This window comes from Niveispirillum sp., from assembly GCF_052437035.1.
In the GTDB taxonomy this organism is placed as follows: domain Bacteria; phylum Pseudomonadota; class Alphaproteobacteria; order Azospirillales; family Azospirillaceae; genus Niveispirillum.
The window spans coordinates 185609-209239 of sequence record NZ_JBQVOH010000002.1 but is presented as its reverse complement, the minus strand read 5'-3'; the positions used below and the strand labels follow the sequence as shown (position 1 = coordinate 209239).

Genomic DNA, 23631 nt, shown 5'->3' with positions numbered 1-23631 from the left:
AAGAAGGATTGAAACCATGCGCAGCCTCTCCATTGGTTCCACCGGCATGCTGGCCCAGCAGCTGAATGTCGAAACCATCTCCAACAACATCGCCAACATGACGACGACCGGTTACAAGCGTCAGCGGGCCGAATTCCAGGACCTGCTGTACCAGAACCAGCGCCGTGTGGGCTCCACCTCGTCTGATGCCGGCACGATCGTCCCGTCGGGCATCCAGGTGGGTCTGGGCGTCAAGGCCGCCGCCATCTACCGCATCAACGAACAGGGCAATATCAACCCGACCGGCAACACGCTGGACGTGGCCATCAACGGCCAGGGTTACTTCCAGGTGCAGCTGCCCAACGGCGAAACGGCCTATACCCGCGCCGGTTCGTTCCAGCTGAACGCCGAAGGTACCCTGGTCACCGCCGACGGTTATCAGGTGCAGCCCGGCATCGTGGTGCCGCAGAACACCGTGGACATCACCATCAACCCGAATGGCGAAGTCCTGGCCAAGATCGACGGTCAGACCGTGCCGCAGAATGTGGGCCAGATCCAGCTGGCAGCCTTCCCCAACACCGCGGGTCTGGAAGCGATCGGCGACAACCTGCTGCTGGAAACCCCGGCTTCCGGTCAGGCCATCACCGGTAATCCCGGCGGCCCAGGCTTTGGCCGCGTGATGCAGGGCGCGCTGGAGACCTCCAACGTCAATATCGTTGCCGAGATCACCCAGCTGATCACCGCACAGCGCGCCTATGAAATGAACTCCCGCGTCATCTCCACCACGGATCAGATGATGCAGTCGGTCAGCCAGCTGCGCTGATTTGAGTTTAGTCACCGCCGCCGGAGCCTGACGGCTCAACTAGGTCATTTCTGCCCACCCCGTTTTCGGAGCCTTCGTCATGACCCGCTTCGCCGCCCTGATGCTCGCCGCTGTCCTGCTGTCCGGCACCGCCGCGCAGGCCGCCACGCTGAAGCCGGCTGCCAGTGTGGCCGATGGGCAAATTCTGCTGGGTGACCTGTTCGACGGGCTGGAACCCGATGTCGCGACCCGCACGGTCATGGTTGCCCCCGTTCCGGGCCGCCGCGCCAGCCTGGATGCCCCCACCCTTTCGCGCATCGCGGCCAGCAATGGCATCGACTGGCGTGCGTCGGGCGGGGCGGACCGGATCGTGGTGGAACGAGCCTCGGTACAGGTAACGAACGATGCCATCGTCGATGGGCTGCGTCTGGCCCTGCGCGATGCCGGGGTCGGCGGTCAGGCCGATGTGCTGCTGGATAACCGCACGCTTAGCCTGTTCCTGCCCACCGGCCACGATGCCTCGGTGCGCGTGGAAAATCTTGCCTATGACGCGGTGCGGGGCCGCGTTACCGCAGAAATCATTGCCCCGGCCACCGGGCCGGAGGTGGTGCGTCAGACCATTGGTGCCCGCGTCATGGATATGGTGGAACTACCCGTCCTGGCCCGCCGCATGGCGACGGGAGAGGTGATCGGGGATGGCGACATCACCTATCTGCGGCAGCCGCGCGACCGGGTGCAAGCCGGTGCTGTTGTCGAAGCCTCTGAAATGATTGGTAAAACCTTGCGGCGGGCCGTTGCACCGAACCAGGCAGTGAATGTCCGCGACGTGCGGGAACCGGTGGTGGTGGGCAAGGGGCAGGCCGTCACCATCCTTCTGCAAAGCACGACAATGAGCCTGACGGCATCGGGAAAAGCACTTTCTGATGGCGGCATGGGCGAGTTGGTACGGATTGTGAATACGTCCTCCAACAGAGTGATCGAGGCCGTGGTGGCCGGTCCCAATCTGGTGACCGTCAACCCGTCCAACCCGGTCATCGCCCCTGTCAGCCAAGTGTCGGGCCCGTCGAAGAAGGCGGCCCGGTAAGGAGAACCGAAATGTCCGCCCGTCCCCTGACCGCCCGCCGTTCCATCCGCACTGCCCTGCTGCTGTCACTCACCGTCCTGCCGCTGACCGGCTGTGTGACGGACAAGCTGGCGGCGGTCGGACAGACCCCGGCCCTGTCGGGTATTGACGACCCCTCGCGCGATCCCAACTACCGCCCCGTGCGCCTGCCGATGCCGGAAGCGCCGGTGCAAGAGCGTCAGGCCAATTCCCTGTGGCGGGCCGGTGCCCGCGCCTTCTTCAAGGATCAGCGGGCGGCGCGCGTGGGTGACATCATGACGGTCACGATCCAGATCAATGACCGGGCCCAGATGCAGAACAACACCACCCGCACCCGCGACGGCAGTGACACGATGGGCATCCCCAACCTGTTCGGTCTGGAATCCTCCACCAACAATATCCTGCCCAACGCCGTCGACCCCGGCAGCCTGATCAGCGCGTCTGGCACCTCCAACAGCACGGGCACCGGCCAGATCCAGCGTCAGGAGCAGATCAACCTGCAGGTGGCCGCCCTGATCGTGCAGGTTCTGCCCAATGGCAACATGGTGGTGAATGGCAAGCAGGAGGTGCGCGTCAATAACGAGGTGCGCGAACTGACCCTGACCGGCATCATCCGGCCCGAGGACATCACGTCGGCCAACACCATCTCTTATGAAAAGATCGCTGAGGCCCGTATCTCTTACGGCGGTCGCGGCCACATCACCGATGTGCAGGCCCCGCGCTGGGGTCAGCAGGTGCTGGAAGCCATCAGCCCGTTCTGATACGGCGGCGGCACCGGGTTTGACAGGGAAAGCCCCCGGATGGGAAACCGTCCGGGGGCTTTGCCATTCTCAGACGCGAAAGGTCGCATTGGCGTCCCCGACGCCCCCGGCGCATAGTAGCGCCCGGATCGTTCGGGAGGATAATGGTGAAGGCGACGCAGATCGAAGCCGCCTGGAGGGGAACCGCCGCCTGTCAAAGCTGCGGCGTGCGCCATCTGGTGCTGTTCGCCGATTTTCAGGCAGAGGATTTTGCCCATATCCACACGCCCATTGAGGAGGTCCATGTCGAGGCTGGCACCCAGCTTTATGGCATGGGCGATGATGCCGGTGCCATCCTGACCATCCGGCGCGGGCTGGTGAAACTGGTCACCCTGCTGCCAGACGGAACCCAGCGCATCGTGCGGCTGGTACGCGTGGGGGGCGTCGCGGGGTTGGAGGCATTGGTGAAGTCCAGTTACGACCATATCGCCGTTGCCCTACAGCCGGTGGAATATTGCCGCATCCCCGTCACCACCGTGAACCAGCTTCAGGCCCGCACCCCGCGTTTGCATCAGCGCCTGATGGAAAAATGGCATGAGGCGTTGAGCACAGCCGACGGCTTCCTGGCCAATCTTTCCACCGGCAATGCCCGGCAGCGCGTGGCCCGTCTGCTGCTTTTGCTGGCCGACGAAACGCCCTACGGCCCTGTGCGGCTTTTCACGCGGGAGGATATGGGCGCCATCCTGGCCATCACGCTGGAAACCGCCAGCCGCACCATCTCCGACTTCAAACGCACGGGCGCCATCCGTGACGTGGGGCACGGTCAGGTCGTCTGCGACACAGACGCTCTGACCTTGATCGCAGATGAGGGCTGATGGTCAGTCGCGGACGAGCAGACGGCGCAATGCCTGTTCCGTCTCCGCCGGCACCTCCTCGAACCCGATATGAAGCCCTGCGCCGCTGACGGCGCGGACACTGGCCCGGACGGGCCCCACCCCCTCCAGATGAAGGCGGCCAGCAGTGCCGGGGGAACAACCCGCTGTCACGCCATGCAGCAAGCAGCCTTCAACCGACAGGTCCAGGGTCCGACCCGCCAGACGGCTGTCGCCAAACTCCGCCTCGAACCCGATGGACAGGGGCAGGCGCACGCTGCGCCGCCGGTCGCCGGCTGTGGAGGCACGCAGCACCTCCGTCACGCGGCGACGCAGGCCGGATAGCATGTCATTCACGCCGGCAGCCATGGACCGCACCTCTGCCGCGGTATCCCCCGTCATCCGGGCATGATCCAGCATGCCGCCAGCACGGTCGGCCAGCCGCCGCGCCTGATCTGCGGCAGACAGTGCGCCACGGGAGATTTCAGCCGTCGCCTGACGCTGCTGATCCGTGGCATCGCGCACCTGACCGGATATGGCATCGACACGCCGGATATCGCGGACCATGCCATCCACCGACTTGCCGGTGGCATCTGTTGCCGCGCGGATATCAACCGCCTGCACATTAACAGTTCCAATCGCCTCCTCCGTCTGACGGGCAAGGCTTTTCACCTCCCCCGCAACCACGGCGAAGCCACGCCCGGCATCACCGGCCCGTGCAGCCTCGATATTGGCGTTCAGCGCCAGCAGCTTGGTCTGCGCCGCGATTGCCTGGACCAGTTTTGCGACATTGCTGATGCGGGACGTGGCCTCTGACAGGCCGGTTACAATGGCCGCGGCATCGCCAGCCTGCCGGGCCACAGTGTCAGTGACGGTCGCGCTCTGCGCCACCTGTTCGGCGATGGCGCGGCTGGCAGCCTCCAGCTGCTCCGTTGCGGTCGCTACAGCCTGCACATCCGACAGGGCGTTGGCTGCCGCCTGGGCCATGGCGGCGGCGGCATCATGCAGGTCACCGGCAATGACGCCAAGCCGGTCGGCACTTTCCGCCATGTGCCCCGCCTGTTCGGCCACGCCCGACACCGTCTCTTCGATGTCGCGTTCGATCCGGTCGGTCAGTTGCAGCAGTTCCTGCTTGATACGCGACGCCTCCCCGCTCTGGGCATAGGCGGAAATGGCCAGTTCCATATCCAGCAGCGTCGCCCGCATGACCGCCGACAGGGCATCACGGGTCCGTTCCTTCGGCCAGCGGCGTTCCAGAAGGGCCGCAAAGATATCGTCCAGGAAATGCGCATAGGCCCCGACATACCAGCGCGGTTCCAATCCGATCCGGTCATGGGCCAGACCGATGCGGCGGGCACGGGCGAAATAGGCCTCATCGAAGCGCCCATCGAAAAGGGCAGCCCAATGATCCACCTGCGACGATGTCAGGCGGGGTACCTTTCCCTTGGCCGCGATCATTGGTGCCAACCGGGGAATCGTGGCCAGGCGTGCGTAGAAGCCGGCGGCCATGTCGGGCAGTGTCGGCATCAGAACCTGGCGAGCGTCGCGAAGGGCGGCCCGCGCTACACCATCCAAGCGAAAGAAATCCAGACGCTCTTCGGCATTGGTTGTGTCGGGCGCGCAATCCTTGGGCATGTTGGTCGGGCTCTGGCACGGGGTCGCAGGATGGCGCGCACCATAGCCCGGCCTGCGGCAACGGCATTGACCCACCTCAATTGAGGAAATGCTGATGAAAACATGACATCGTTATCTGATGCTTGCCAAGCGGCTGGTTTCCGTGAAATTTGGGGGCCGGGGCGCCGACCTCTGGCCGCCTTTATGCACAGGTGTTCAATCGTGTCAGATCGCAAGCCGACGATCATTGATGTGGCCCGCGCCGCCGGCGCGTCGATCAAGACCGTTTCCCGCGTCATGAACAATGAACGCTATGTCAGCGCGGAAACCCGTGAGCGTGTTCAGCGGGTGATGGCGGAATTGCAGTTCCAGCCGAACAAGTCGGCGCAGAGCCTGAAGGGCGACAAATCCTACCTGATCGCCCATGTTTATGGTGACCCCGGTGGTCCCTATACCGGCCAAATCCAGATGGGCCTGCTGACCCGGTTCCGCGACCAGGGCTACCACTTGCTGATCGAGGAAATCGATTATCGCGGCGATGATGTCGAAGACCGTGTCAGCAAGCTGGTCAATCAGTTGAACCTGGATGCCGTCGTCCTGACCGCTCCTGTGACTGACAATGACACCGTCATAAGCGTCATCGAACGGGCCAACATCCCCTATGTCCGCGTCACGCCGCAGCATGAACGCGATGGTGGCTCCTCGGTACGGATTGATGAACGGGCGGCGGCCAATGACCTGACCATGCATCTGCTGGCCTTCGGTCACAGGCGCATCGGCTTCATTAAGGGGCCGGAACATCATGCCGGCACGCGTCTGCGCTATTCCGGCTATTGCGACGCGCTGCGCGAATATGGGCTGGAACCTGACCCGGAGATCATTGAACAGGGCGGCTTCACCTACCGCTCAGCCCTGCCCTGCACGCGCCGTCTCCTGTCGCTGGCCGAGCCGCCGACAGCCATTGTCGCATCAAACGACGAAATGGCCGCCGCCGTCCTGTCCGTGGCCCATGACCGGGGCCTGTCCCTGCCGGGCGACCTGTCGGTGGTCGGTTTCGACGATATCGAACTAGCCGAAATGGTCTGGCCGCCCCTGACAACGGTAAAGCAGCCCATCCAGGAACTGGCCGATGCGGCGGCGGAAATCCTGGTGAATATCCTGACACGGAAAAAACAGCCGGGTGAGCCTGCACCCCAGGCCCACCGCGTGCTGCCCCACCATGTCGTCATACGCCGGTCCACCGCCCCGCCTGCGCGGCGGTAATCAGAAATCCCGTTCGGCGCGGCAATGGTCGCGTAGGAACTGCGCATGATGCGGCAGGCCCGCGACCTGGGCCTTTAGCAGCGGGGCGGACCGGTCCAGCGTTTCGGTGATCACACTCATCGGTACCTTGTCCACAAACGGCTGATACCGCGCCGGGCGCACGCCCATGCCTTCATAGACCGACTGCCAGCTGGCCGCCCCAAACAGTTCCTCCAGCCCCTGGCGCAGGATACCGGTCGCCTTGAACAGGTCCATACGGGCACGAAGGCTGGCCGGGATCGGCGTACGCTGGGCCGCACGCCAGAACGGCGTGTCGTCGCGCTGGGTGGTGCAGTAATGCAGCACGATGAAATCCCGCACTTCCTCATACTCTGCCGCGATACGGCGGTTAAATTCGGCCTGAAGTGACGGGTCGATATCGCCATCGGGGAAGAAGCGGAACAGGTAATCAACAGCACGATAGACCAGATGGATGGCCGTTGATTCCAGCGGTTCGATGAAGCCGGCGGCCAGCCCCAGCGCCACGCAGTTCTTTTCCCACATCTTGGCCCGCATGCCGGTCTTGAAGGGGATGATATTCGGCTCGATCAGGGGGCGGCCCTTCACCTGACGCATCAGGGTGGCCACCGCCTCATCATCCGACAGGAAGCGGCTGGAATAGACATAGCCATTGCCGGCCCGGTGCTGCAGCGGGATACGCCAGCGCCAGCCGCAATCCTGTGCCTGGCTCAGCGTATAGGGATGCACATCGGCATCATCGTCGGTGTTCTCCGTCTGCACTGCCACGGCCCGGTCGCACAGCAGCTCGTCCGCCCAGCTGACATAGCCCACGCCCAGCGTCTGACCGATCAGCAGGGCGCGGAAGCCCGTGCAGTCGATGAAGAAATCGCCGTCCACAACCTTGCCATTGGCAAGGTCCAGCCCGGCGATGGCCCCATCGGGACGGGTGCGGACGCGATTGATCCGCCCCTCCGTCCGGGTCACGCCGCGTTCTTCGGCATAACGGCGCAGATACTGCGCCACCCGCTTGGCATCGACATGCAGGGCATAGGACGCGGACGCGATCATGGTGCGTGGTGCCTTGAAGGGCAGCAGGAACTTCATCTGGTCGGCCATCACCGTGGCCGCCGCGAAATCCTGCAATTCCGACGGATGACCCGCCGCCTTGGCCCGCAGCCAGCATTGGTAGAATTCGTGATTGTCGATCAGGCCACCCAGCGTGCCGAACGGGTGATAGTAATGCTGGTTCTTCTTGAACCAATCCTCGAACCGGATGGCCAGCTTGAAGCTGGCATTGGTCGATTTGATGAAATCCTGCTCATCAATCCCCAGACTGCGCAGCAGTACCACGAAGGGCGGGATCGTGCTCTCGCCCACGCCGATGGTACCGATTTCATCGGATTCAACCAACTCGACGGTGGTGCCCGTTCCCTTCGTCATGAAGGACAGCATGGCGGCGGTGATCCAGCCGGCTGTACCACCCCCAGCGATGACGATCTTGTTCAACGGCTTCATAACGTTCCCTCTTGTCCGATTTCTTGTTGGTTAAGGCGCGACCTTGGCATACCGGTCGATAAATTCCTGATGTGTGGGGCAATCCGCCACCGTATCGGCAATGGCCTTGCGCATGCCGGCCAGCCCGCGTGACAGGCTGGGCACATCGAACCCGTCCAGGGCCGGGTCATAGCCATCGGGCAGGAAATCAAACCCGGCATAGATGGCAAGCCAGCTGGCCGGCTGGAACATCTCCCAGCGGTAGCGGACCATGTGCCCCCGCCGCTTCCACATCTCCACTTTGCGGGTCAGCGTATCGGGCAGGTCGATGGCGCGGCAATCGCGCCAGAATTCGGTGTCCTCGCGCCGGTTCAGCCAGTAATGCAGGATGATGAAGTCGCGCACGCGCTCCATCTCCCGCCGGCTCCAGTCATTATACTCATCAACCAGCAGCGGATCGATATCCCGACCCGGGAAAAGCTGTTTCAGCTTATCAATACCCGTTTCGATCAAGGCGATGGAGGTGCTTTCCAGCGGTTCCAGGAAGCCTGACGACAGGCCGATGGCAACGCAGTTTCCCTTCCAGGCCTGTTTGCGGCGGCCCGGCGTGAAGGTGATGCGGCGCGGCGCCATCTTCAGATCACCACCCACGGCGGCCAGCAGTTCCGCCTCCGCGTCGCTGTCGCTGATATGCCGGCTGGAATAGACATAACCGTGACCGGTCCGGTGCTGAAGCGGGATGGTCCAGCGCCAGCCGGCATTGTGCGCCGTGACACGGGTAAAGGGTGGCGGCGGCGTGATGGCATAGCCCTGGGCCGCCAGCGCCCGGTCGCACAGCAGCCACTGGCCCCAATCCTCATACCCAGCACTCATCGCCCCTTCGATCAGCAACCCTTGAAAGCCGGAGCAATCGACAAACAGGTCGCCCGTGACCGTGGCGCCGCTATCCAGCAGCAGGCCCGAGATATGGCCATTCGCCGGGTTCAGTTCCACCTTCTCGATCTTCGCATCGATGCGCTGCACACCCAGCTTTTCCGCTGTCTGACGCATAAGCTGCGCGAAAAGACCGGCATCGAAATGCAGGGCCCAGTCAAAGACCGACAGGGTGGAGGGCGGGTTGGGCGACGGGGTCGTAAACCGCCCGCCGCGCGCCAGCGCGACCGCCAGCGAATAATCGCCCAGGTCCACCTTCTCACCAGCAGCGCGCAGACGCAGCCAATATTGGTGGAACGGAATATCGCGCAGATCCTGGCCATAAACGCCGAACGGATGAATGAAGCTGCTGTCCTTGTTCAGCCAGCCATCAAACCGGATGCCCAGCTTCACCGTACCATGCGTGGCCTTCAGCACATCCAGATCGCGCAAGCCCAAAGACTGGTAGAAGCGGCGGATGGTGGGGATCGTCGCCTCGCCCACCCCGATGGTGCCGATGGCGGAGCTTTCGATCAGGGTGATCTTCAACCCCGATCCCTGGAAATGGTTGGCCAGCGACGCCGCCGTCATCCAGCCAGCGGTCCCGCCGCCGACAATGACCAGTTCACGGATGCGGTTATCGCTGGGCATCTTCATTCTTCCAGGCAAATCTGTTGGGATTGTACAGGTGAATGGCAAAGAAAAAAGGGCGCTGCCTTGACGTGGATCACGTCCCGGCAGCGCCCCCTGCTCAGCCTACAGCGTGATTACCACTTGAAGCGGACACCGACGGTGTAGCGGCTTTCATACTCGTTCTGCCAGGCGTACTGGGTTGTGCCGGGCGCGAACTCAACGAAGTAATCCTCGATCTCGCCGGTGATGTTGGAACCGTTGGCGTAAACCGTGATCTTTTCGTTGACGTTGTAGCTCAGGTTCACGTCAACGAATTGCGTGGTGTCCTGATAGACGGGGAAGTCCTTGAAGGTATTTTCCAGACGCTTGCTGCGGAAGTTGTACGCAACGCGGGCTTGGAAGTTATCGTCCTGGTACCAGCCGATCAGGTTGTACTGATGCTTGGAATTGTCGGCGAAGGCCAGCTTCTTGCCCGACGACAGGGTCTGTTCGGAGGGCGAGTAGGTGTAGTTGGTATCGACACCGAAGTTGGAGATGAAGCTGTCATTATCCAGGAAGTCCTTGAAGGACAGCTTGGCACCGACTTCGACACCCTCAACGCGGCCGCCTTCACCCTGCTGCGGACGGGTCACGTTGACCGTGCGGCGGATGACGCCGTCCTGGTCAGGGTAGCGACCGTCGGCGGTGGTGCGGGTGACGACGTAGCTTTCGATATTCATACGGAACACAGCCAGATTCAGCATGCTGGCGTCGCCGATATAATATTCGATGGCCGCGTCCCAGTTATCCGCACGCCACGGATCCAGTTCAGGATTACCGTTGGCCTCGGCGCTGGTCACCACGCGGATGCCCAGACCCGGATCATCAGCGGTGTTGATCTTCAAGGCGCCGCCATACTTCAGCAGGTCCAGCGGCTGCATGGTCTTGCTGTAGCTAAAGCGCAGACGCAGATCGTCAGTGACGTCATACGAGGCGTTCACGGCCGGCAGATAGTCGTAGTAGCTGCGCTTGGAAACAACGTCACCGGCATCGATGTTCGTGTCGCCATAGTTCAGGGTGTCGCCGGTGATGTTCTGGCGGACCTGCAGCTCGGTACGGATGATCTTCAGGCCGGCGGTGCCGGACAGGCGACCATACTCGAACGTGGTGTTCAGGTAGCCGCTATCTTCCGTCAGGTCGACAGCATAGGACTGGCCGGGGATGATGGCGCGGTCGGCACCACCGAACACCTTCTTGTGGAAGGCCTCCGGATCATCGAAGTCGCGCGGATCAATGGCCCAGAAGCCGGGGATACCCTTGGTGATGGAGCCCATATTGTCCACCCAGATCACGTTGTTATACGTGTCGAGGCGGGTCGGGGCGTTCACCGTATAGCCCTGGAACACCTGTTGGCCCGTGACCGGGTCGCGAACGAATTCGCCGGCCTGGCACTGGTTCTGGTTCATGACGACGTCGATGGCCTTCCACTGGGCCGAGCAGCCCGAGGTGTTGGGCTGGCCGGCGGCGTTCACGCCCTTGCCCTGGTAGAAGGTGGAGAACAGGTGGAACTGTTCAATCGACACGGAACGATCGGCGCGGCGGATACCCACATCGATCTTGTTGAGGAAACCACCCAGCGGCTCCTCGAAATCATAATGCGTGTCGATGCGATAGACGTTCAGGTCCGACTTCGCCTCGTTATTGCCTTCCGACGAGAAGGCGCCGATGGCGTAGCTGTCCTTGTTGGCCATGTAGTCGGTCAGCGTCTTGCCAGCGCCCAGGCCACCGGAAATCACGCGATCAAAACCCGACCAAACCGGGCTGCTACCCGAGATGTCGTAATGTAGCTGCGGGTTCTGGCCGTAGCCCAGCGGGTTCGGATCGACATAGCGACCACCCAGGCTACCAACGACATTGTTGGTATAGCGCGAGGCGGGGAAGGTCGAGGCGATGGAGGCCGGATAGAAGGTGCCGCGGGTACGATCATTGGCGTCACGGAACAGCGTGAAGCGGCCCGGCGCGTATTTCCAGTTCGACAGATCGCCCTGGGCCTGACCATTCATCGACAGACGGTCAGCGTCCGAGCGCATGGCCCGGGCTTCCATCTTGAACGGCCCGCCATTGTCGTACTTCAGTTCGGCGTTGTAGTTCTTGGACTCGGACTTGTTGACGCGGTTGACCGAGAAGGAGTTCACCCACCAGGCGTCAATGTCATACTCATCCACGGCCAGCCAGTTGCTGCCGCTGACCGGCGTACTGTCGGTCGGCTTGGTCCAGACGCCGAAAGCGTCGCCCGACCAGCGGTTGGAGATGTTCAAACCGGCAGCGCGGTTATACTCGTCCATCTTGGTGTAGAAGCCTTCGGCCAGGAAGGTGAAGCCTTCCCCCAGATCGGCTTCAAACGCACCGGACACGGAAAGACGATCGCGCTCCGTTTCCTTCTTGAAGCTTTCAAAGCCGTGCGGCGAGATGAACTGGTTCGGCGCCGTACCACCCCAGTCATTGTTGCCGGACAGACCGCCGGTGCCGGGGCCAGGTGCCACACCGGAATAGTTGTTGCCCAGATTGGACTGGCTGCCAGCGGCAGAGACCAGCACGCCGATGCGGTCGCCACGATAGGCCAGCAGGCCGTTAGCCAGGTAATCCTTTTCCTTCGTGTCCTTGCCCGTCTGGCCTTCCACAGCGCCAGAGGCGGAGAAGCCGTAGGGCATGTCGGAGGGACGGCGGGTACGCAGATCGATGGTGCCGGAAATGCCGGACAGGGCGTTCTTGGTCTCGGTGCTCTTATAGACCACGACCGCGTTCATCAGCTGGGCCGGAACGTCGGTCAGGTTCGGCTTGGCTTCACCCTGGTTACCGGCGGACAGGTACTGTTCGCCGTTCAGCATGGTGATGACCTGCGGCAGACCGCGAACATTCACCGTGGAGCCTTCACCGGCGTCGCGACGGATCTGAATGCCGGGAACGCGCTGCAAGCTGTCCGCGATGGTCACGTCCGGCAGCTTGCCGATATCTTCGGACGAGATGGCATCGACGATGGCCGTCTGGTTGCGCTTGACATCGACCGAGCGCTGCTGCGAAGCGCGCACGCCGGTAACAATGATTTCATCAAGCGTATCGGTGGCTGCCGGTGCGGCCTGGGCCATGGCGGTCGACGCCAGCGCGAACGGCGACGCGCTTGCCAGCAGGGCCACGGCCACGCCGCGACCAAGCATTGAATGCATCCCTGTCAAGAGATCCTCCCTCAGAGCAAAGTTTTACGTGTGATTTTTTGGCGCCAGAATGCGCGGGATCATTCGCAAAACACCGGTTCAGGTGTGCCATGCGCCTGATATTTTCCTTCGGGCTATTTATTTAGCCGCTCGGTTTGTTTCCCCACCCATCCGGCGTGTTTCGTCACACGCTCCCATCCTTAGTGGTTCTGAATTTACGACAGGCCGGTTTGATGTCAAGCGCTATATGTCATCGTTGTCATACAAAGTGACAGCGCGAACATGGCTTGTCTGGGATATAAACGCATAATCCATGGTTGATTGGCTTATTAAAAGTTTCCGCGACTGCGAGACGCAAGCGCCGAAATCACGGAATTTCAAGCGTTTCCCTAACACAACCTCGCCCCACAAGCACCCCAATCCATTGATTGTTGCCAGGATGTCACGGTTAAGAGAGGATTTACGAATGTTGAGGCAGACAGAAATCAGACAACGTTGTCTGATTTCACTGGTACGGCGCGACGCCGGTGCTACTATGGAGAATGAACCACCCGCCGCCAATGCCGGGGGAACACCTTTGGGAGGAGCAGGAAAGGCCATCATTTCGGTGGCTTGAAACCTGTCCTCTTTAAAGGATGAAAATTGATGCGGGAGGACGCTGGATCATCCGATCCTCGGCCTGTGCCATAAACGACGAAAGAGAAACGGCAATGAATAACAGGAAGATGCGGGCCTTCATGTCCACCCTGCTGCTGGCCACGGCTCTGTCCGCTGGCACGGCGCGGGCCGCCGAAAGTGCGGCACCGGCCACCGCCACCACGGCCACGGCCGCCCGTCCCTGGATGGACAGCTCTCTTTCCGCCGATGCGCGCGCCGATCTGCTGCTGCGCGAAATGACGGTGGAAGAGAAGAAGCTGCTGGTCTTCGGCTATTTCGGATCGCCGTTCAAGGAACGCAATTACGTGCCGCCCACCGGCATCCGCATGGGTTCGGCTGGCTATATCCCTGGCATCGACCGTCTGGGCATTCCGGCACAGTGGCAGACCGATGCCGGCGTCGGCGTGGCAACCCAGCGGGACTCGAGCGAGCCGATGCGCGAGCGCACCTCCCTGCCCGCCGGCATCGCGACCGTCGCCACCTGGAACCCAGCGCTGGCCCGGCAGGGTGGCGCCATGATCGGCAAAGAAGCCCGACTGTCGGGCTTCAACATCATGCTGGCCGGTGGCATCAATCTGGTGCGCGAACCCCGCAATGGCCGCAATTTCGAATATGGGACGGAAGACCCGCTGCTGGCCGGCATCATGGTCGGCGCACAGATCAGCGGCATTCAGTCCAACAACATCGTTTCCACCATCAAGCATTACGCCCTGAATGCACAGGAGACGGGCCGTTTCGTCCTGTCAGCCAATATTGATGAGGCGGGTGCGCGGGTGTCGGACCTGCTGGCCTTTGAGATCGCCATGGAACGGTCCAACCCCGGCTCCGTCATGTGCGCGTATAACCGCTACAATGGCGACTATGCCTGCGAAAACGACTTCCTCCTGAACAAGGTGCTGAAGGGCGATTGGGGCTATAAGGGCTATGTCATGTCCGACTGGGGGGCCGTCCACAGCACCGCCAAGGCCGCCAACAACGGTCTGGATCAGGAATCGGGCTATATCTTCGACAAGGAGATGTTCTTCGGCGCCGACCTGCTGGGCAAGGCGCTGGCCGATGGCTCCGTGCCCATGGCCCGTCTGGACGATATGAATCGCCGTATCCTGCGTGCCCTGTTCGACCATGGCGTCATGGACAACCCCGTCGCGGTTGAAGACCACAAGATCGACTATGACGCCCATGCCAAGATCACGCGCGCCGACGCGGAGGAAGGCATTGTCCTGCTGAAGAATCAGGGTGATCTGCTGCCCCTGGCGGCAGGTGCAAAAAAGATCGCCGTCATCGGCGGTCACGCCGACAAGGGCGTAATGTCGGGCGGTGGTTCTTCCACTGTGTTCGGGCGTGGCGGCAATCCCGTACCGGGCACGGGGCCGAAGAATTTCCCCGGCCCCATCGTCTATCACGCCAACCCGCCCCTGGCCGCGATCCAGTCGCGCGCCGGCGGTGATGTCGCGTTCGATGCCGGCACCGACCCGGCGGCAGCGGCCAAACTGGCCGCCGACAGCGATCTGGCCATCGTCTTCGTAAACCAGTGGACGGGCGAGGCGATGGATTTCGCGCTGACCCTGCCCGACAATCAGGACGCGCTGGTCGCCGCCGTCGCCAAGGCCAACAAGCGCACCATCGTGGTGGTACAGTCCGGTGGCCCCGTCTTCATGCCCTGGCTGAAGGATGTCGGCGCGGTCCTGGCCGCTTGGTATCCCGGCACCGCCGGCGGAGAGGCGATTGCCCGCGTGCTCTATGGCGAAGTGGATGCCAGCGGACGCCTGCCGGTCACCTTCCCCGCCAGCCTGGATCAGTTGCCGCGTCCCAAGCTGGACGGCGAAGGCCTGCCTGACGGGACCAAGTTTGACGTCTCTTATATCGAGGGGGCCGCCGTCGGCTATAAATGGTTCGACCAGAAGGGCCACAAGCCGCTGTTCCCCTTCGGCTATGGCCTGTCCTACACCAGTTTCAGCTATGGCGGGCTGAAGGCGGAGGTCGGGTCGGACGGCACCCTGGTCCTGTCCGGCACCGTCACCAACAAGGGCGACCGGGCCGGCAAGGCCGTGCCGCAGCTCTATATCGGTCCCGTTGGCGGCGGCTGGGAAGCGCCGAAGCGTCTGGCCGGCTGGCAGAAGCTGGAACTGGCCCCCGGCGCCAGCAGCCGCTTCTCCGTCCCCGTCGATGCTCGCCTGCTGGCCACGTTTGACGTGACCAGAAAGGAATGGGTGGTGAAGTCTGGTCGCTACAAGGTCTGGCTGGGCACGTCGGCCGCCGAACTGCCCGTGACCACGGAGATCACGCTGAAAGGCGGCAGTTTCAGTGCCGTGAAGGGCAAGTAACCCCGATAAAGGGCTGCTCCACCGGGCGGCCCTTTTTCTTTTCCTTATTACGCCACAGGTAATCGCACCGCTGCGACACCCGCGCCATGATCCGCCCATCACAACGCCAAATGATGGAGATGATCATGGGTATCGGTCCCCTCACCCGCCAGCTTCTACTGATCGACGCCGCCACCTGTCTCGCCTCGGGCTTGCTGCTGACATTGGGGGCGGGCCTGCTGGAGCCGCTGCTGGGTTTGCCATCCTGGCTGCTACTGGAAGCGGGCATCATCCTGTTCCCCTGCACCCTGTTCGCGGCCTGGGCCGGGCGTCGGGTGGGCGTGCCGGCGGGTCCCGCCAAGGTGATGATCGCGCTGAATCTGTGCTGGGTCGCAGGCAGCCTTGCCCTGCTTTCGCTGGGCTGGACCACGCCGCTGGGCACCGGCTTCATTCTGGTACAGGCCTTGGCCGTCGCCGGGATCAGTGCCGCGCAGATAATCAGTCTGCGGGGTCGGGCAACACTGGCACCCGCGTGACCGAACCGGTTAAATGGGGCGGCATCGCCTGCCCCATTTAACCGGAGTTTCCATGCCCACCCTCGCCTGCCTGCTGCGCGGCATCAATGTCGGCGGCAACAAGATCGTGAAGATGGCGCTGTGGAGGCAGCTTTACGAGGAAATGGGCTTCACCAACGTCCGCACTCTGCTGCAATCCGGCAACCTGCTGTTCGACCCAGCCAGCGACGAGCCGCTTGAGAGCTTACAACCCCGGCTGGAGACCGCATTCGCCACGCGATTCGGCTTCACCGCCGACCATATCATCCGCGACACCACACAGGTACAGGCCGCGATCGCCAACAACCCATTCCCCGATGCTGCCACCAACGCCCCCAACCATTTGTTGGTCTTCTTCCTGTCCAAGGCCCCCGATGCGGCGAGCGCGGCGAAGCTTGCCGCCCTCGATACCGGCCCCGACCGACTGCATCTGTCCAGCGACGTGCTGTACATGCATTTCATCCACGGCGCCGGCAAAGCCGCCACCGACCCGGTGAAGCTGCTGCGCCTGGCCGGCGTCACCGGCACGTCCCGCAATTGGACGACCTTGAATAAGCTGGCCGTGCTGATGGCGGGGTGAGGCCTATGCCTCAAACGCCGCCTTGTGCTGCTCCCGCAGGGCAGCCTTCTGCACCTTGCCCATCTGGTTGCGCGGCAGTTCATCCACGAACCAGACGCGCTTGGGTACCTTGAAATTGGCCAGTTCGCCCTTCACATGCGCGATGATCGACGCCTCCGTCACATCCCCGCGCCCCGGCTTCCTCTGGATGATAGCGGCTACCGCCTCACCGAAATCCGGGTGCGGCAAACCGATGACGGCGCTTTCCACGACGCCATCAATGGCGTCCAGAACCGTCTCGATCTCCTTGGGATAGACATTGAACCCGCCGCAGATCACCAGATCCTTGGCCCGCCCTACAATATGGACATACCCGCGCGCATCCACCTTCCCCACATCGCCCGTGATGAAGAAGCCATCGGCGCGCATATCCTCCGCCGTCTTCTCCGGCTTGTTCCAATAGCCTTTGAACAGATTAGGGCCTTTGATCTCGATCTGCCCGATCTCGTCCGTACCCAGCAACGCCCCCTTTTCATCGGCAACGCGTAGCGACACGCCGGGCAGCGGAAAGCCCACCGTCCCCGGCACACGATCACCGATCAGCGGGTTGGACGTGATCATTCCCGCCTCTGTCATGCCATAACGCTCCAGAATGGCGTGACCGGTCCTGGCGGAGAACTCCGTATGCGTATCGGCCAGCAGGGGTGCGGATCCGCTGATGAACAGCCGCATATGCGCCACCAGATCGCGCGTGAAGCCGGGATGGGTCAGCAGGCGGGTATAGAAGGTGGGCACACCCATCAAGACACTGGCCTGCCCCAACAGTTCCACCACCCGGTCCGCATCGAATTTCGACAGGAACAGCATTTGCCCGCCATTCAGCAGGGTGGTGTTGGTGGCCACAAACAACCCATGCACATGGAAAATCGGCAGGGCATGCAGCAGCACGTCGCCCGTCACAAAGCCCCATAGCTGATGCAAGGTGAGGGCATTGCTGGCCAGATTGCCATGGCTGGTCATCGCCCCCTTCGACCGCCCCGTGGTGCCCGACGTGTAGAGGATGGCCGCCAGTTCATCCTCGCCTACCGCCACCGTCTCAAACTGCGGGCTGAGGTTCAGGGCCATATCGGGCAGGCTGCCATCGGCCGCCACGCCCAAAGTCGCCACCGCCGGCACACCACACCGCGCCGCCAGTTCTTTCATGCCCGCCTCATCCTCGGGCCGGCAAACGAACAAGGCGGGGGCAGCATCTTCCAGGAAGTAACTGACCTCGCCCCGTTGATAGGCGGTGTTCAGCGGCAGATAGACAGCCCCCATTCGCAGAGTGGCGAGATAGAGGAACAGGTTTTCCGCACTCTTCTCCACCTGCACCGCCACGCGGTCACCGCGCTTCACACCCAGTGCCGCCATGGCATGAGCAAAGCGGGCGGAAATGGAGGCAACGTCGGCGTAAGTGTACCACACACCCTGACGCGGCCCGTCCATCAGGGTGATGAAACGGGCCGTAGGGTCGGCGGGAAAACGGCTTTCAAACAGATGGTAGAGATTGCCGCTTGTCCCGCCGCTCATGTCATTTCCCCTGCAACATCTTCACAATGGCGGAGAAATCGAGACCGCCGTTCCCCGCCGCTGAGAATAGCTGATACAGGGATGCGGCCTGCGCGCCAAGGGGGGTGCTGGCCCCGCTGCTGGCTGCTGCCTGCTGCGCCAGCTTCAGGTCCTTCAACATCATGTCCACGGCAAAGCCCGGTGCATAGTCGCGGTTGGCGGGCGATGTCGGCACCGGGCCCGGCACCGGGCAATAGCTGGTCAGCGACCAGCACTGCCCCGACGAGGTGCTGGAAATATCAAACAGCTTCTGCCGCTCCAGCCCCAGCTTGTCGGCCAGGGCAAACGCCTCCGACACGGCGATCATGGAGATGCCCAGCACCATGTTGTTGCAGATCTTTGCCGCCTGCCCCGTGCCAGGGCCCCCGGCATGCACGATGTTCTTGCCCATCAGGGCCAGGAACGGCTGTGCCACCGCAAAAGCTGCCTCAGCCCCGCCCACCATAAAGGTGAGTGTGCCCGCCGCCGCCCCGCCGGTGCCGCCCGACACGGGCGCATCCACCATCAGGTGTCCGGCCTTCTCCGCCTGGGCGATCACGGCGCGGGCACTGTCCACATCGATGGTGGAACTGTCGATCAAGATCGTGCCGGGCCGGGCCCGCTCAATCACCCCGCCCGCGTTGCTATAGACGGCGCGGACATGACCGCCGGCGGGCAGCATCGAAACAACGACATCTGCCACCGCCGCCGCATCGCCGGCGGACTTGGACGTGTCGATTCCCGCCTCATTGGCGGCGGCAATATTGGCGGGCGCCAGATCGACGCCCAGCACATTGTGCCCACCCTTCAGAAGGTTCTTGGCCATGGGTAGCCCCATATTGCCCAGCCCGATGAACGCAATGGTCGCCATGGTCATTTCCTCCGTGAGTTATCTTTTAGAATGTCAGATCCCCGCCCGCCGGCACCGCGAAGTACCGCGCGACATCCGCCGCCGACACATCGGCCAGCTTTGCGGGGTTCCATTTCGGGCTCTTATCCTTGTCCACCAGGACGGCGCGGATGCCCTCAAAGAAGTCGTTGCCGTCCATCACCGCCTGGGTCATGCGGAATTCCAGCCGCATGCAATCGTCAAAGTCCAGTTCCGCCCCGCGCCGCAACTGCTCGAACGTCACTTTCAGGCTGGTGGGCGACATGGACAGGATGGTCTCCGCCACCTTATCGGCCCAAGGCATACCCTGGGAGATCAGGCCCGCTACAGCCCCTTCGACATCCTCAGCCTCAAACGCCGCATCAATCGCCTCGCGCAGCGCCGCCAGCGGCGCCTCCCCCACCGGAGCGGCGTGTGCCGCCAGCACGGCATCCACATCCTGCCCCTCGGCCAGGGCCACCTCGATGGCATCCAGCGAAGCGGATGGCACATGATGCGTGCCGATCCCGGTATAGATCAGGTCCGCCGCATGCACCCGCGCGCCAGTCATGCCCAGATAAACGCCCAGCTTGCCCGGCAGGCGCGGCAGGAAATACGTCCCGCCCACATCGGGGAACAGGCCGATACCCGTTTCCGGCATGGCAAGCAGGGTCTTTTCCGTCACCACCCGGTGACTGCCATGGACCGACAGGCCGACGCCGCCGCCCATGGTGATGCCATCCATCAGGGCGACATAGGGCTTGGGAAAGCACTTGATCTGCCGGTTCAGGCGATATTCCCCGGCAAAGAAGGCGGCGGTCAGGGCGCCCGTGCCCTCCCCTCGTTTTCGCTCCCACCCAGCGTCCCAGACGGCGCGGACATCACCCCCGGCACAGAAGGCGCGGTCGCCGGCCCCCCGGATCACCACGGCCTTGATGGCGGGATCCTGGCCCCAAGCATCAAGCGCCGGTGCGATCACCTCCACCATGCCCAGCGTCAAGGCGTTCAGCGCCTTGGGCCGGTTCAGCAGAATATGGCCGATGGCACCGCGCACGGTGCAGATGACATCCTCGCTCAAAACCCATCCTCCCTTTCAATCGCCCTGACCGGGGCGGTAAGCCGCCCTCTTATACATCGCCACGGCGACGAATTCCGCATTTCAACCAGTACCATTGCGGCCACACGCACATCCATGCGAAGTTCCTCGCCATTATTGTGCGCAAACTCGCATGGGGTGGGCATGGCCAGCCGGTTCGACTGGGACGATCTGCAATCCTTCCTAGCGGTGGCGCGGTCGGGTCGGCTGACCCTGGCCGCCAAGCGCATGGGGGTGGATCACACCACCCTGGGCCGCCGCCTGACAGGCCTGGAACAGGCGCTGGGCACCACCCTGTTCGAACGTCATGCCACGGGATACAGCCTGACCCAGGCGGGGGAGACCCTGCTGCAAAGTGCTGAGGTTATGGAGGGCATGGCGCTGACCATCCAGGAGGATCTATCGGGTGCCGGGGCCAAGCTGTCGGGCGCCGTGCGGATCGGCACCCCCGATGGGTTCGGCAGCTTCTTCCTGGCCGCGCGTATTGGCCGACTGGGTACGATGCATCCCGATCTGGAGGTGCAGTTGGTGGCCATGCCGCGCCTGTTCAGCCTGTCGAAGCGGGAGGCAGATATCGCCGTGACCCTAGCGCAGCCGGAGGCGGGCCGCCTTCATGCGCGCAAGCTGACCGATTACGAACTGGGCCTATATGCGGCGCGGTCATATCTGGAGACGGCACCGCCCATCGACGGGCCGGGCGACCTCGCGGCCCACCGCTTCATCTCCTACATCGATGATCTGCTGTATACGCCGGAGTTGGATTATGTCCCGCTCGTCTCCCGCGATATCCGCCCCTATCTGAAAAGTGCCAGTTTGGTGGCGCAGTTCCGGGCGGTGCAGGCCGGCAGCGGCATTGCCGTTCTGCCCTGTTTCATGGCGGCGGGGGAGAAAGACCTGGTCCGGCTGCTGCCGGACGAGGTGAAGCTGATCCGAAGCTTCTGGCTGGTCATGCATTCGGACGTTCGCCACCTCTCCCGCATCCGCGTGGCCGCGGAATTCATCGCGGAAGAGGTAAAGCGCAACGCACGGCTGTTCCAGGGATAGGTTTGTCGCATGCGGCTTAAACAGCCTTATGCGACCTACGAAAAAACATGCCGTAGGTCGCATAAGCGTCAGCGCATGCGACAAAACCGCAATTAAAACGGCATCTTGAAGCCCGGCGGCAGCTTCAGACCGCCCATCATGGCGTTGGTCTGTTCCGCCGTGAAGGCCTCGATCTTGCCCTTGGCGTCATTATACGCGGCGGTGATCAGGTCTTCCAGAACCTCGACATCCTCGGGATCGACGATAGACTTGTCGATCTTCAGGCCGCGCAGATCGCCCTTGCCGTTCAGGGTCAGCTTGACCATGCCGCCGCCGGACACGCCCGTGGCTTCATGTTCCTGCATCTTGGCCTGCATCTCAGCCATCTTGGACTGCATCTGCTGGGCCTGCTTCATCATCTGGCCGATATTCTTCATGGCTCAGAAGTCTCCTTCATAATCGCCCTCATCCATGGGCGGTGGTGCATCGAAATAAGGGCTGTCGGCCATCTCGTCACCCCCAAAAGCGTCCATCGCCTCGGGAATTTCAGGTTCGGCCATCGGCGGCGGGGCCAGGGTTACCTGGCTCTGGTCGATGATCTTGTCAATCTTGGCCCCTGGAAACGCCTCAAGCACGGCCTTGACCAGCGGATGTTCTGCGGCCTCGGCCCGCTGGCGCAGTTCGGCTTCGCGTTCCTGTTCGGCAATGGTCGGCTCACCGGCGGCACCGGATACGGACACGACCCAGCGTTTGCCCGTCCATTCGGTCAGCAACTGCCCGACCTTACCGGGCAGGTTCTGCGGGCAGGCTGGCAGCAAGCGCAGCTCAATCATTCCGTTTTCAAAACGAACGAGATGGACCGATGCACGCAGCATGCCAGCCAGCACGCCCTCGCGCTTGTCCAAGAACAGGTCGGCGACCTCACGGAAGCTGGTTGGTTCCGGCACCGTATCAATCTTGCCGACCGGTTGCGGCGTCGCCATCGGTGCAGGCGCCGGTGCCCCCGCAAAGGCCCTTCCGCCCGCCACCATGGCCATGGGCGCCCCCTGGGTCGGGGCTGAATGCACCACCGGCCCCGGACCGCCACCACCGGCAAATCCGCCGCCACCGCCGGGGCTACCCCCGTGCAGGGCGCGCGCCGCCGCCTCTACCCCACCCGCCTCATTGATCTTCTTGATCAGTTCAGCGGGGCTGGGCAGATCGGAGGCATAGGACAGGCGGATCAGCACCATTTCCAGCGCCTGCATCGGCACCGGCGCATGCTGGATTTCGGCCAAACCCTTCAACAAAATCTGCCAGGCGCGCGACAGTGACGCCATGCCCAGCTTCTGTGCCAAGGCGACACCACGCGTGCGCTCATCCTCCGGGATCGACACATCCTCGGCAGTGGCCGGAATGACACGGGCACGGGTCAGGAAATGGGCAAAATCCAGCAGGTCCTGGGTGATGACAATCGGATCGGCCCCGCAACGATGCAGGTCGGTCAGGATGTCCAGCGCATCCGCCGGCTTGCCCGTCATGGTCGCTTCGAACAGGTCGATGACGCGGGTCCGGTCAGCCAGACCCAGCATATCACGCACCTGCGCCAGGGTGACATTACCGCCGCCCAGCGCAATGGCCTGATCCAGCAGCGAAAGACCGTCACGCACCGACCCATCGGCAGCCCGCGCAATCTGGGCGATGGCGTCAGGCTCCACCGGCACGCCTTCCTTGGCCGAGACACGCGTGAAATGGCCCACCAGGGTGGGGTGATCCACACGGCGCAGGTCGAATCGCTGACACCGCGACAACACCGTCACCGGCACCTTGCGAATCTCGGTAGTGGCGAAGACGAACTTCACATGCGGCGGCGGTTCTTCCAGTGTCTTCAGCAGCGCGTTGAAAGCGCTTTTCGACAGCATGTGCACTTCGTCGATGATGTAGAGCTTGTAGCGCGCGGCAGACGGGGCATAGCGCACCCCCTCAATGATCTCGCGCACGTTATCAACGCCGGTATTCGACGCCGCGTCCATCTCGATCACATCGACATTGCGGTCGGCGGCGATGGACACGCACATCTCGCAGACGCCGCAGGGGCTGATGGTCGGCCCGCCCTGCCCGTCCGGCCCGATGCAGTTCAGCGCACGCGCAATGATGCGCGCCGTCGTCGTCTTGCCCACCCCGCGCACACCGGTCAGCATATACGCCTGATGGATGCGGCCCGACTGGATGGCGTTGCGCAGCGTCCGGACCAGCGCATCCTGACCCACCAGCTCATCAAAATTCTGCGGCCGGTATTTACGCGCCAGCACGCGATAGGCGGCACCGGCGGCGGAATGGCTGTTCGTCTCGTCGGTCACGGGGCGTCTCGGGTCTACGGCAAGGACGCGACAGTTTAGTGAT

General features: G+C 62.8%; 18 protein-coding genes. 9 read left to right on the top strand and 9 right to left on the bottom strand.

Going from position 1 to position 23631, the window contains the following annotated elements; all coding sequences use genetic code 11:
• Positions 1-16: 16 nt before the first annotated feature.
• The 4 genes from flgG (at position 17) to ACT6Q8_RS06155 (ending at position 3498) form a co-directional block, all read left to right on the top strand.
• Complete coding sequence (gene flgG, locus ACT6Q8_RS06170; protein WP_054169299.1) at positions 17-802, top strand: flagellar basal-body rod protein FlgG; 786 nt, start codon at positions 17-19, stop codon at positions 800-802.
• A gap of 79 nt (positions 803-881) precedes the next feature.
• On the top strand, positions 882-1865 hold the full coding sequence (flgA, locus tag ACT6Q8_RS06165; RefSeq protein ID WP_444734134.1) for a flagellar basal body P-ring formation chaperone FlgA: 984 nt from the start codon (positions 882-884) through the stop codon (positions 1863-1865).
• 11 nt (positions 1866-1876) lie between these two features.
• Positions 1877-2644: a flagellar basal body L-ring protein FlgH gene (gene flgH / locus ACT6Q8_RS06160; RefSeq protein ID WP_444734135.1), complete on the top strand. Its 768-nt coding sequence runs from the start codon at positions 1877-1879 to the stop codon at positions 2642-2644.
• Positions 2645-2787: 143 nt separating this feature from the next.
• Entirely contained in the window at positions 2788-3498 is a 711-nt protein-coding gene (locus tag ACT6Q8_RS06155) for a Crp/Fnr family transcriptional regulator (RefSeq protein WP_444734136.1), read from the top strand.
• Positions 3499-3501: 3 nt separating this feature from the next.
• On the opposite strand, the gene ACT6Q8_RS06150 is transcribed toward ACT6Q8_RS06155, so the two are convergent.
• Positions 3502-5130, bottom strand: a complete 1629-nt coding sequence (locus ACT6Q8_RS06150) for a protoglobin domain-containing protein (protein WP_444734137.1) — start codon at positions 5128-5130, stop codon at positions 3502-3504.
• 201 nt (positions 5131-5331) lie between these two features.
• On the opposite strand from ACT6Q8_RS06150, the gene ACT6Q8_RS06145 reads away from it, so the two are divergent.
• Positions 5332-6372, top strand: coding sequence for a LacI family DNA-binding transcriptional regulator (locus ACT6Q8_RS06145; RefSeq protein WP_444734138.1), 1041 nt, complete (start codon positions 5332-5334; stop codon positions 6370-6372).
• Here ACT6Q8_RS06145 and ACT6Q8_RS06140 read toward each other — a convergent pair whose 3' ends face one another.
• From ACT6Q8_RS06140 to ACT6Q8_RS06130, 3 genes are all read right to left on the bottom strand, one after another.
• On the bottom strand, positions 6373-7887 hold the full coding sequence (locus ACT6Q8_RS06140) for a tryptophan halogenase family protein (protein WP_444734139.1): 1515 nt from the start codon (positions 7885-7887) through the stop codon (positions 6373-6375).
• Positions 7888-7917: 30 nt separating this feature from the next.
• Entirely contained in the window at positions 7918-9429 is a 1512-nt protein-coding gene (locus ACT6Q8_RS06135; RefSeq protein WP_054169322.1) for a tryptophan halogenase family protein, read from the bottom strand.
• Positions 9430-9545: 116 nt separating this feature from the next.
• On the bottom strand, positions 9546-12605 hold the full coding sequence (locus tag ACT6Q8_RS06130; RefSeq protein ID WP_054169293.1) for a TonB-dependent receptor: 3060 nt from the start codon (positions 12603-12605) through the stop codon (positions 9546-9548).
• A 707-nt stretch (positions 12606-13312) separates the two neighbouring features.
• Here ACT6Q8_RS06130 and ACT6Q8_RS06125 point away from each other — a divergent pair.
• The 3 genes from ACT6Q8_RS06125 to ACT6Q8_RS06115 all read left to right on the top strand — a co-directional run bounded on the left by ACT6Q8_RS06125 (position 13313) and on the right by ACT6Q8_RS06115 (position 16696).
• Positions 13313-15583 carry a beta-glucosidase gene (locus ACT6Q8_RS06125; protein ID WP_444734140.1) on the top strand — a complete coding sequence of 757 codons (2271 nt, stop codon included), beginning with the start codon at positions 13313-13315 and terminating at the stop codon, positions 15581-15583.
• Between the two features lie 125 nt (positions 15584-15708).
• On the top strand, positions 15709-16098 hold the full coding sequence (locus tag ACT6Q8_RS06120) for a hypothetical protein (RefSeq protein ID WP_156344743.1): 390 nt from the start codon (positions 15709-15711) through the stop codon (positions 16096-16098).
• Between the two features lie 52 nt (positions 16099-16150).
• Entirely contained in the window at positions 16151-16696 is a 546-nt protein-coding gene (locus ACT6Q8_RS06115; protein WP_054169290.1) for a DUF1697 domain-containing protein, read from the top strand.
• A 3-nt stretch (positions 16697-16699) separates the two neighbouring features.
• On the opposite strand, the gene ACT6Q8_RS06110 is transcribed toward ACT6Q8_RS06115, so the two are convergent.
• The 3 genes from ACT6Q8_RS06110 to ACT6Q8_RS06100 are packed head-to-tail and all read right to left on the bottom strand — an operon-like array spanning position 16700 to position 20208.
• Positions 16700-18244 carry a malonate--CoA ligase gene (locus ACT6Q8_RS06110; RefSeq protein ID WP_444734141.1) on the bottom strand — a complete coding sequence of 515 codons (1545 nt, stop codon included), beginning with the start codon at positions 18242-18244 and terminating at the stop codon, positions 16700-16702.
• Position 18245: 1 nt separating this feature from the next.
• Entirely contained in the window at positions 18246-19133 is an 888-nt protein-coding gene (mmsB, locus tag ACT6Q8_RS06105; protein ID WP_444734142.1) for a 3-hydroxyisobutyrate dehydrogenase, read from the bottom strand.
• A 25-nt stretch (positions 19134-19158) separates the two neighbouring features.
• Positions 19159-20208, bottom strand: a complete 1050-nt coding sequence (locus tag ACT6Q8_RS06100; RefSeq protein ID WP_444734143.1) for an enoyl-CoA hydratase/isomerase family protein — start codon at positions 20206-20208, stop codon at positions 19159-19161.
• A gap of 162 nt (positions 20209-20370) precedes the next feature.
• On the opposite strand from ACT6Q8_RS06100, the gene ACT6Q8_RS06095 reads away from it, so the two are divergent.
• Entirely contained in the window at positions 20371-21270 is a 900-nt protein-coding gene (locus tag ACT6Q8_RS06095) for a LysR family transcriptional regulator (RefSeq protein WP_054169287.1), read from the top strand.
• A gap of 92 nt (positions 21271-21362) precedes the next feature.
• Here ACT6Q8_RS06095 and ACT6Q8_RS06090 read toward each other — a convergent pair whose 3' ends face one another.
• Entirely contained in the window at positions 21363-21686 is a 324-nt protein-coding gene (locus ACT6Q8_RS06090) for a YbaB/EbfC family nucleoid-associated protein (protein ID WP_054169286.1), read from the bottom strand.
• Positions 21687-21689: 3 nt separating this feature from the next.
• Positions 21690-23588 (bottom strand): DNA polymerase III subunit gamma/tau, encoded by a 1899-nt coding sequence (locus ACT6Q8_RS06085; protein WP_444734144.1) that lies wholly within the window; start codon positions 23586-23588, stop codon positions 21690-21692.
• Between the last annotated feature and the right edge of the window lie 43 nt (positions 23589-23631).

What these genes read in the sequence shown, in the direction of transcription:
- flgG (WP_054169299.1), top strand. Translation starts at nt 17, where the DNA reads ATGCGCAGCCTCTCCATTGGTTCCACCGGCATGCTGGCCCAGCAGCTG.
- flgA (WP_444734134.1), top strand. Translation starts at nt 882, where the DNA reads ATGACCCGCTTCGCCGCCCTGATGCTCGCCGCTGTCCTGCTGTCCGGC.
- flgH (WP_444734135.1), top strand. Translation starts at nt 1,877, where the DNA reads ATGTCCGCCCGTCCCCTGACCGCCCGCCGTTCCATCCGCACTGCCCTG.
- ACT6Q8_RS06155 (WP_444734136.1), top strand. Translation starts at nt 2,788, where the DNA reads ATGGTGAAGGCGACGCAGATCGAAGCCGCCTGGAGGGGAACCGCCGCC.
- ACT6Q8_RS06150 (WP_444734137.1), bottom strand. Translation starts at nt 5,130, where the DNA reads ATGCCCAAGGATTGCGCGCCCGACACAACCAATGCCGAAGAGCGTCTG.
- ACT6Q8_RS06140 (WP_444734139.1), bottom strand. Translation starts at nt 7,887, where the DNA reads ATGAAGCCGTTGAACAAGATCGTCATCGCTGGGGGTGGTACAGCCGGC.
- ACT6Q8_RS06135 (WP_054169322.1), bottom strand. Translation starts at nt 9,429, where the DNA reads ATGCCCAGCGATAACCGCATCCGTGAACTGGTCATTGTCGGCGGCGGG.
- ACT6Q8_RS06130 (WP_054169293.1), bottom strand. Translation starts at nt 12,605, where the DNA reads ATGCTTGGTCGCGGCGTGGCCGTGGCCCTGCTGGCAAGCGCGTCGCCG.
- ACT6Q8_RS06125 (WP_444734140.1), top strand. Translation starts at nt 13,313, where the DNA reads ATGAATAACAGGAAGATGCGGGCCTTCATGTCCACCCTGCTGCTGGCC.
- ACT6Q8_RS06120 (WP_156344743.1), top strand. Translation starts at nt 15,709, where the DNA reads ATGGGTATCGGTCCCCTCACCCGCCAGCTTCTACTGATCGACGCCGCC.
- ACT6Q8_RS06115 (WP_054169290.1), top strand. Translation starts at nt 16,151, where the DNA reads ATGCCCACCCTCGCCTGCCTGCTGCGCGGCATCAATGTCGGCGGCAAC.
- ACT6Q8_RS06110 (WP_444734141.1), bottom strand. Translation starts at nt 18,244, where the DNA reads ATGAGCGGCGGGACAAGCGGCAATCTCTACCATCTGTTTGAAAGCCGT.
- mmsB (WP_444734142.1), bottom strand. Translation starts at nt 19,133, where the DNA reads ATGGCGACCATTGCGTTCATCGGGCTGGGCAATATGGGGCTACCCATG.
- ACT6Q8_RS06095 (WP_054169287.1), top strand. Translation starts at nt 20,371, where the DNA reads ATGGCCAGCCGGTTCGACTGGGACGATCTGCAATCCTTCCTAGCGGTG.
- ACT6Q8_RS06090 (WP_054169286.1), bottom strand. Translation starts at nt 21,686, where the DNA reads ATGAAGAATATCGGCCAGATGATGAAGCAGGCCCAGCAGATGCAGTCC.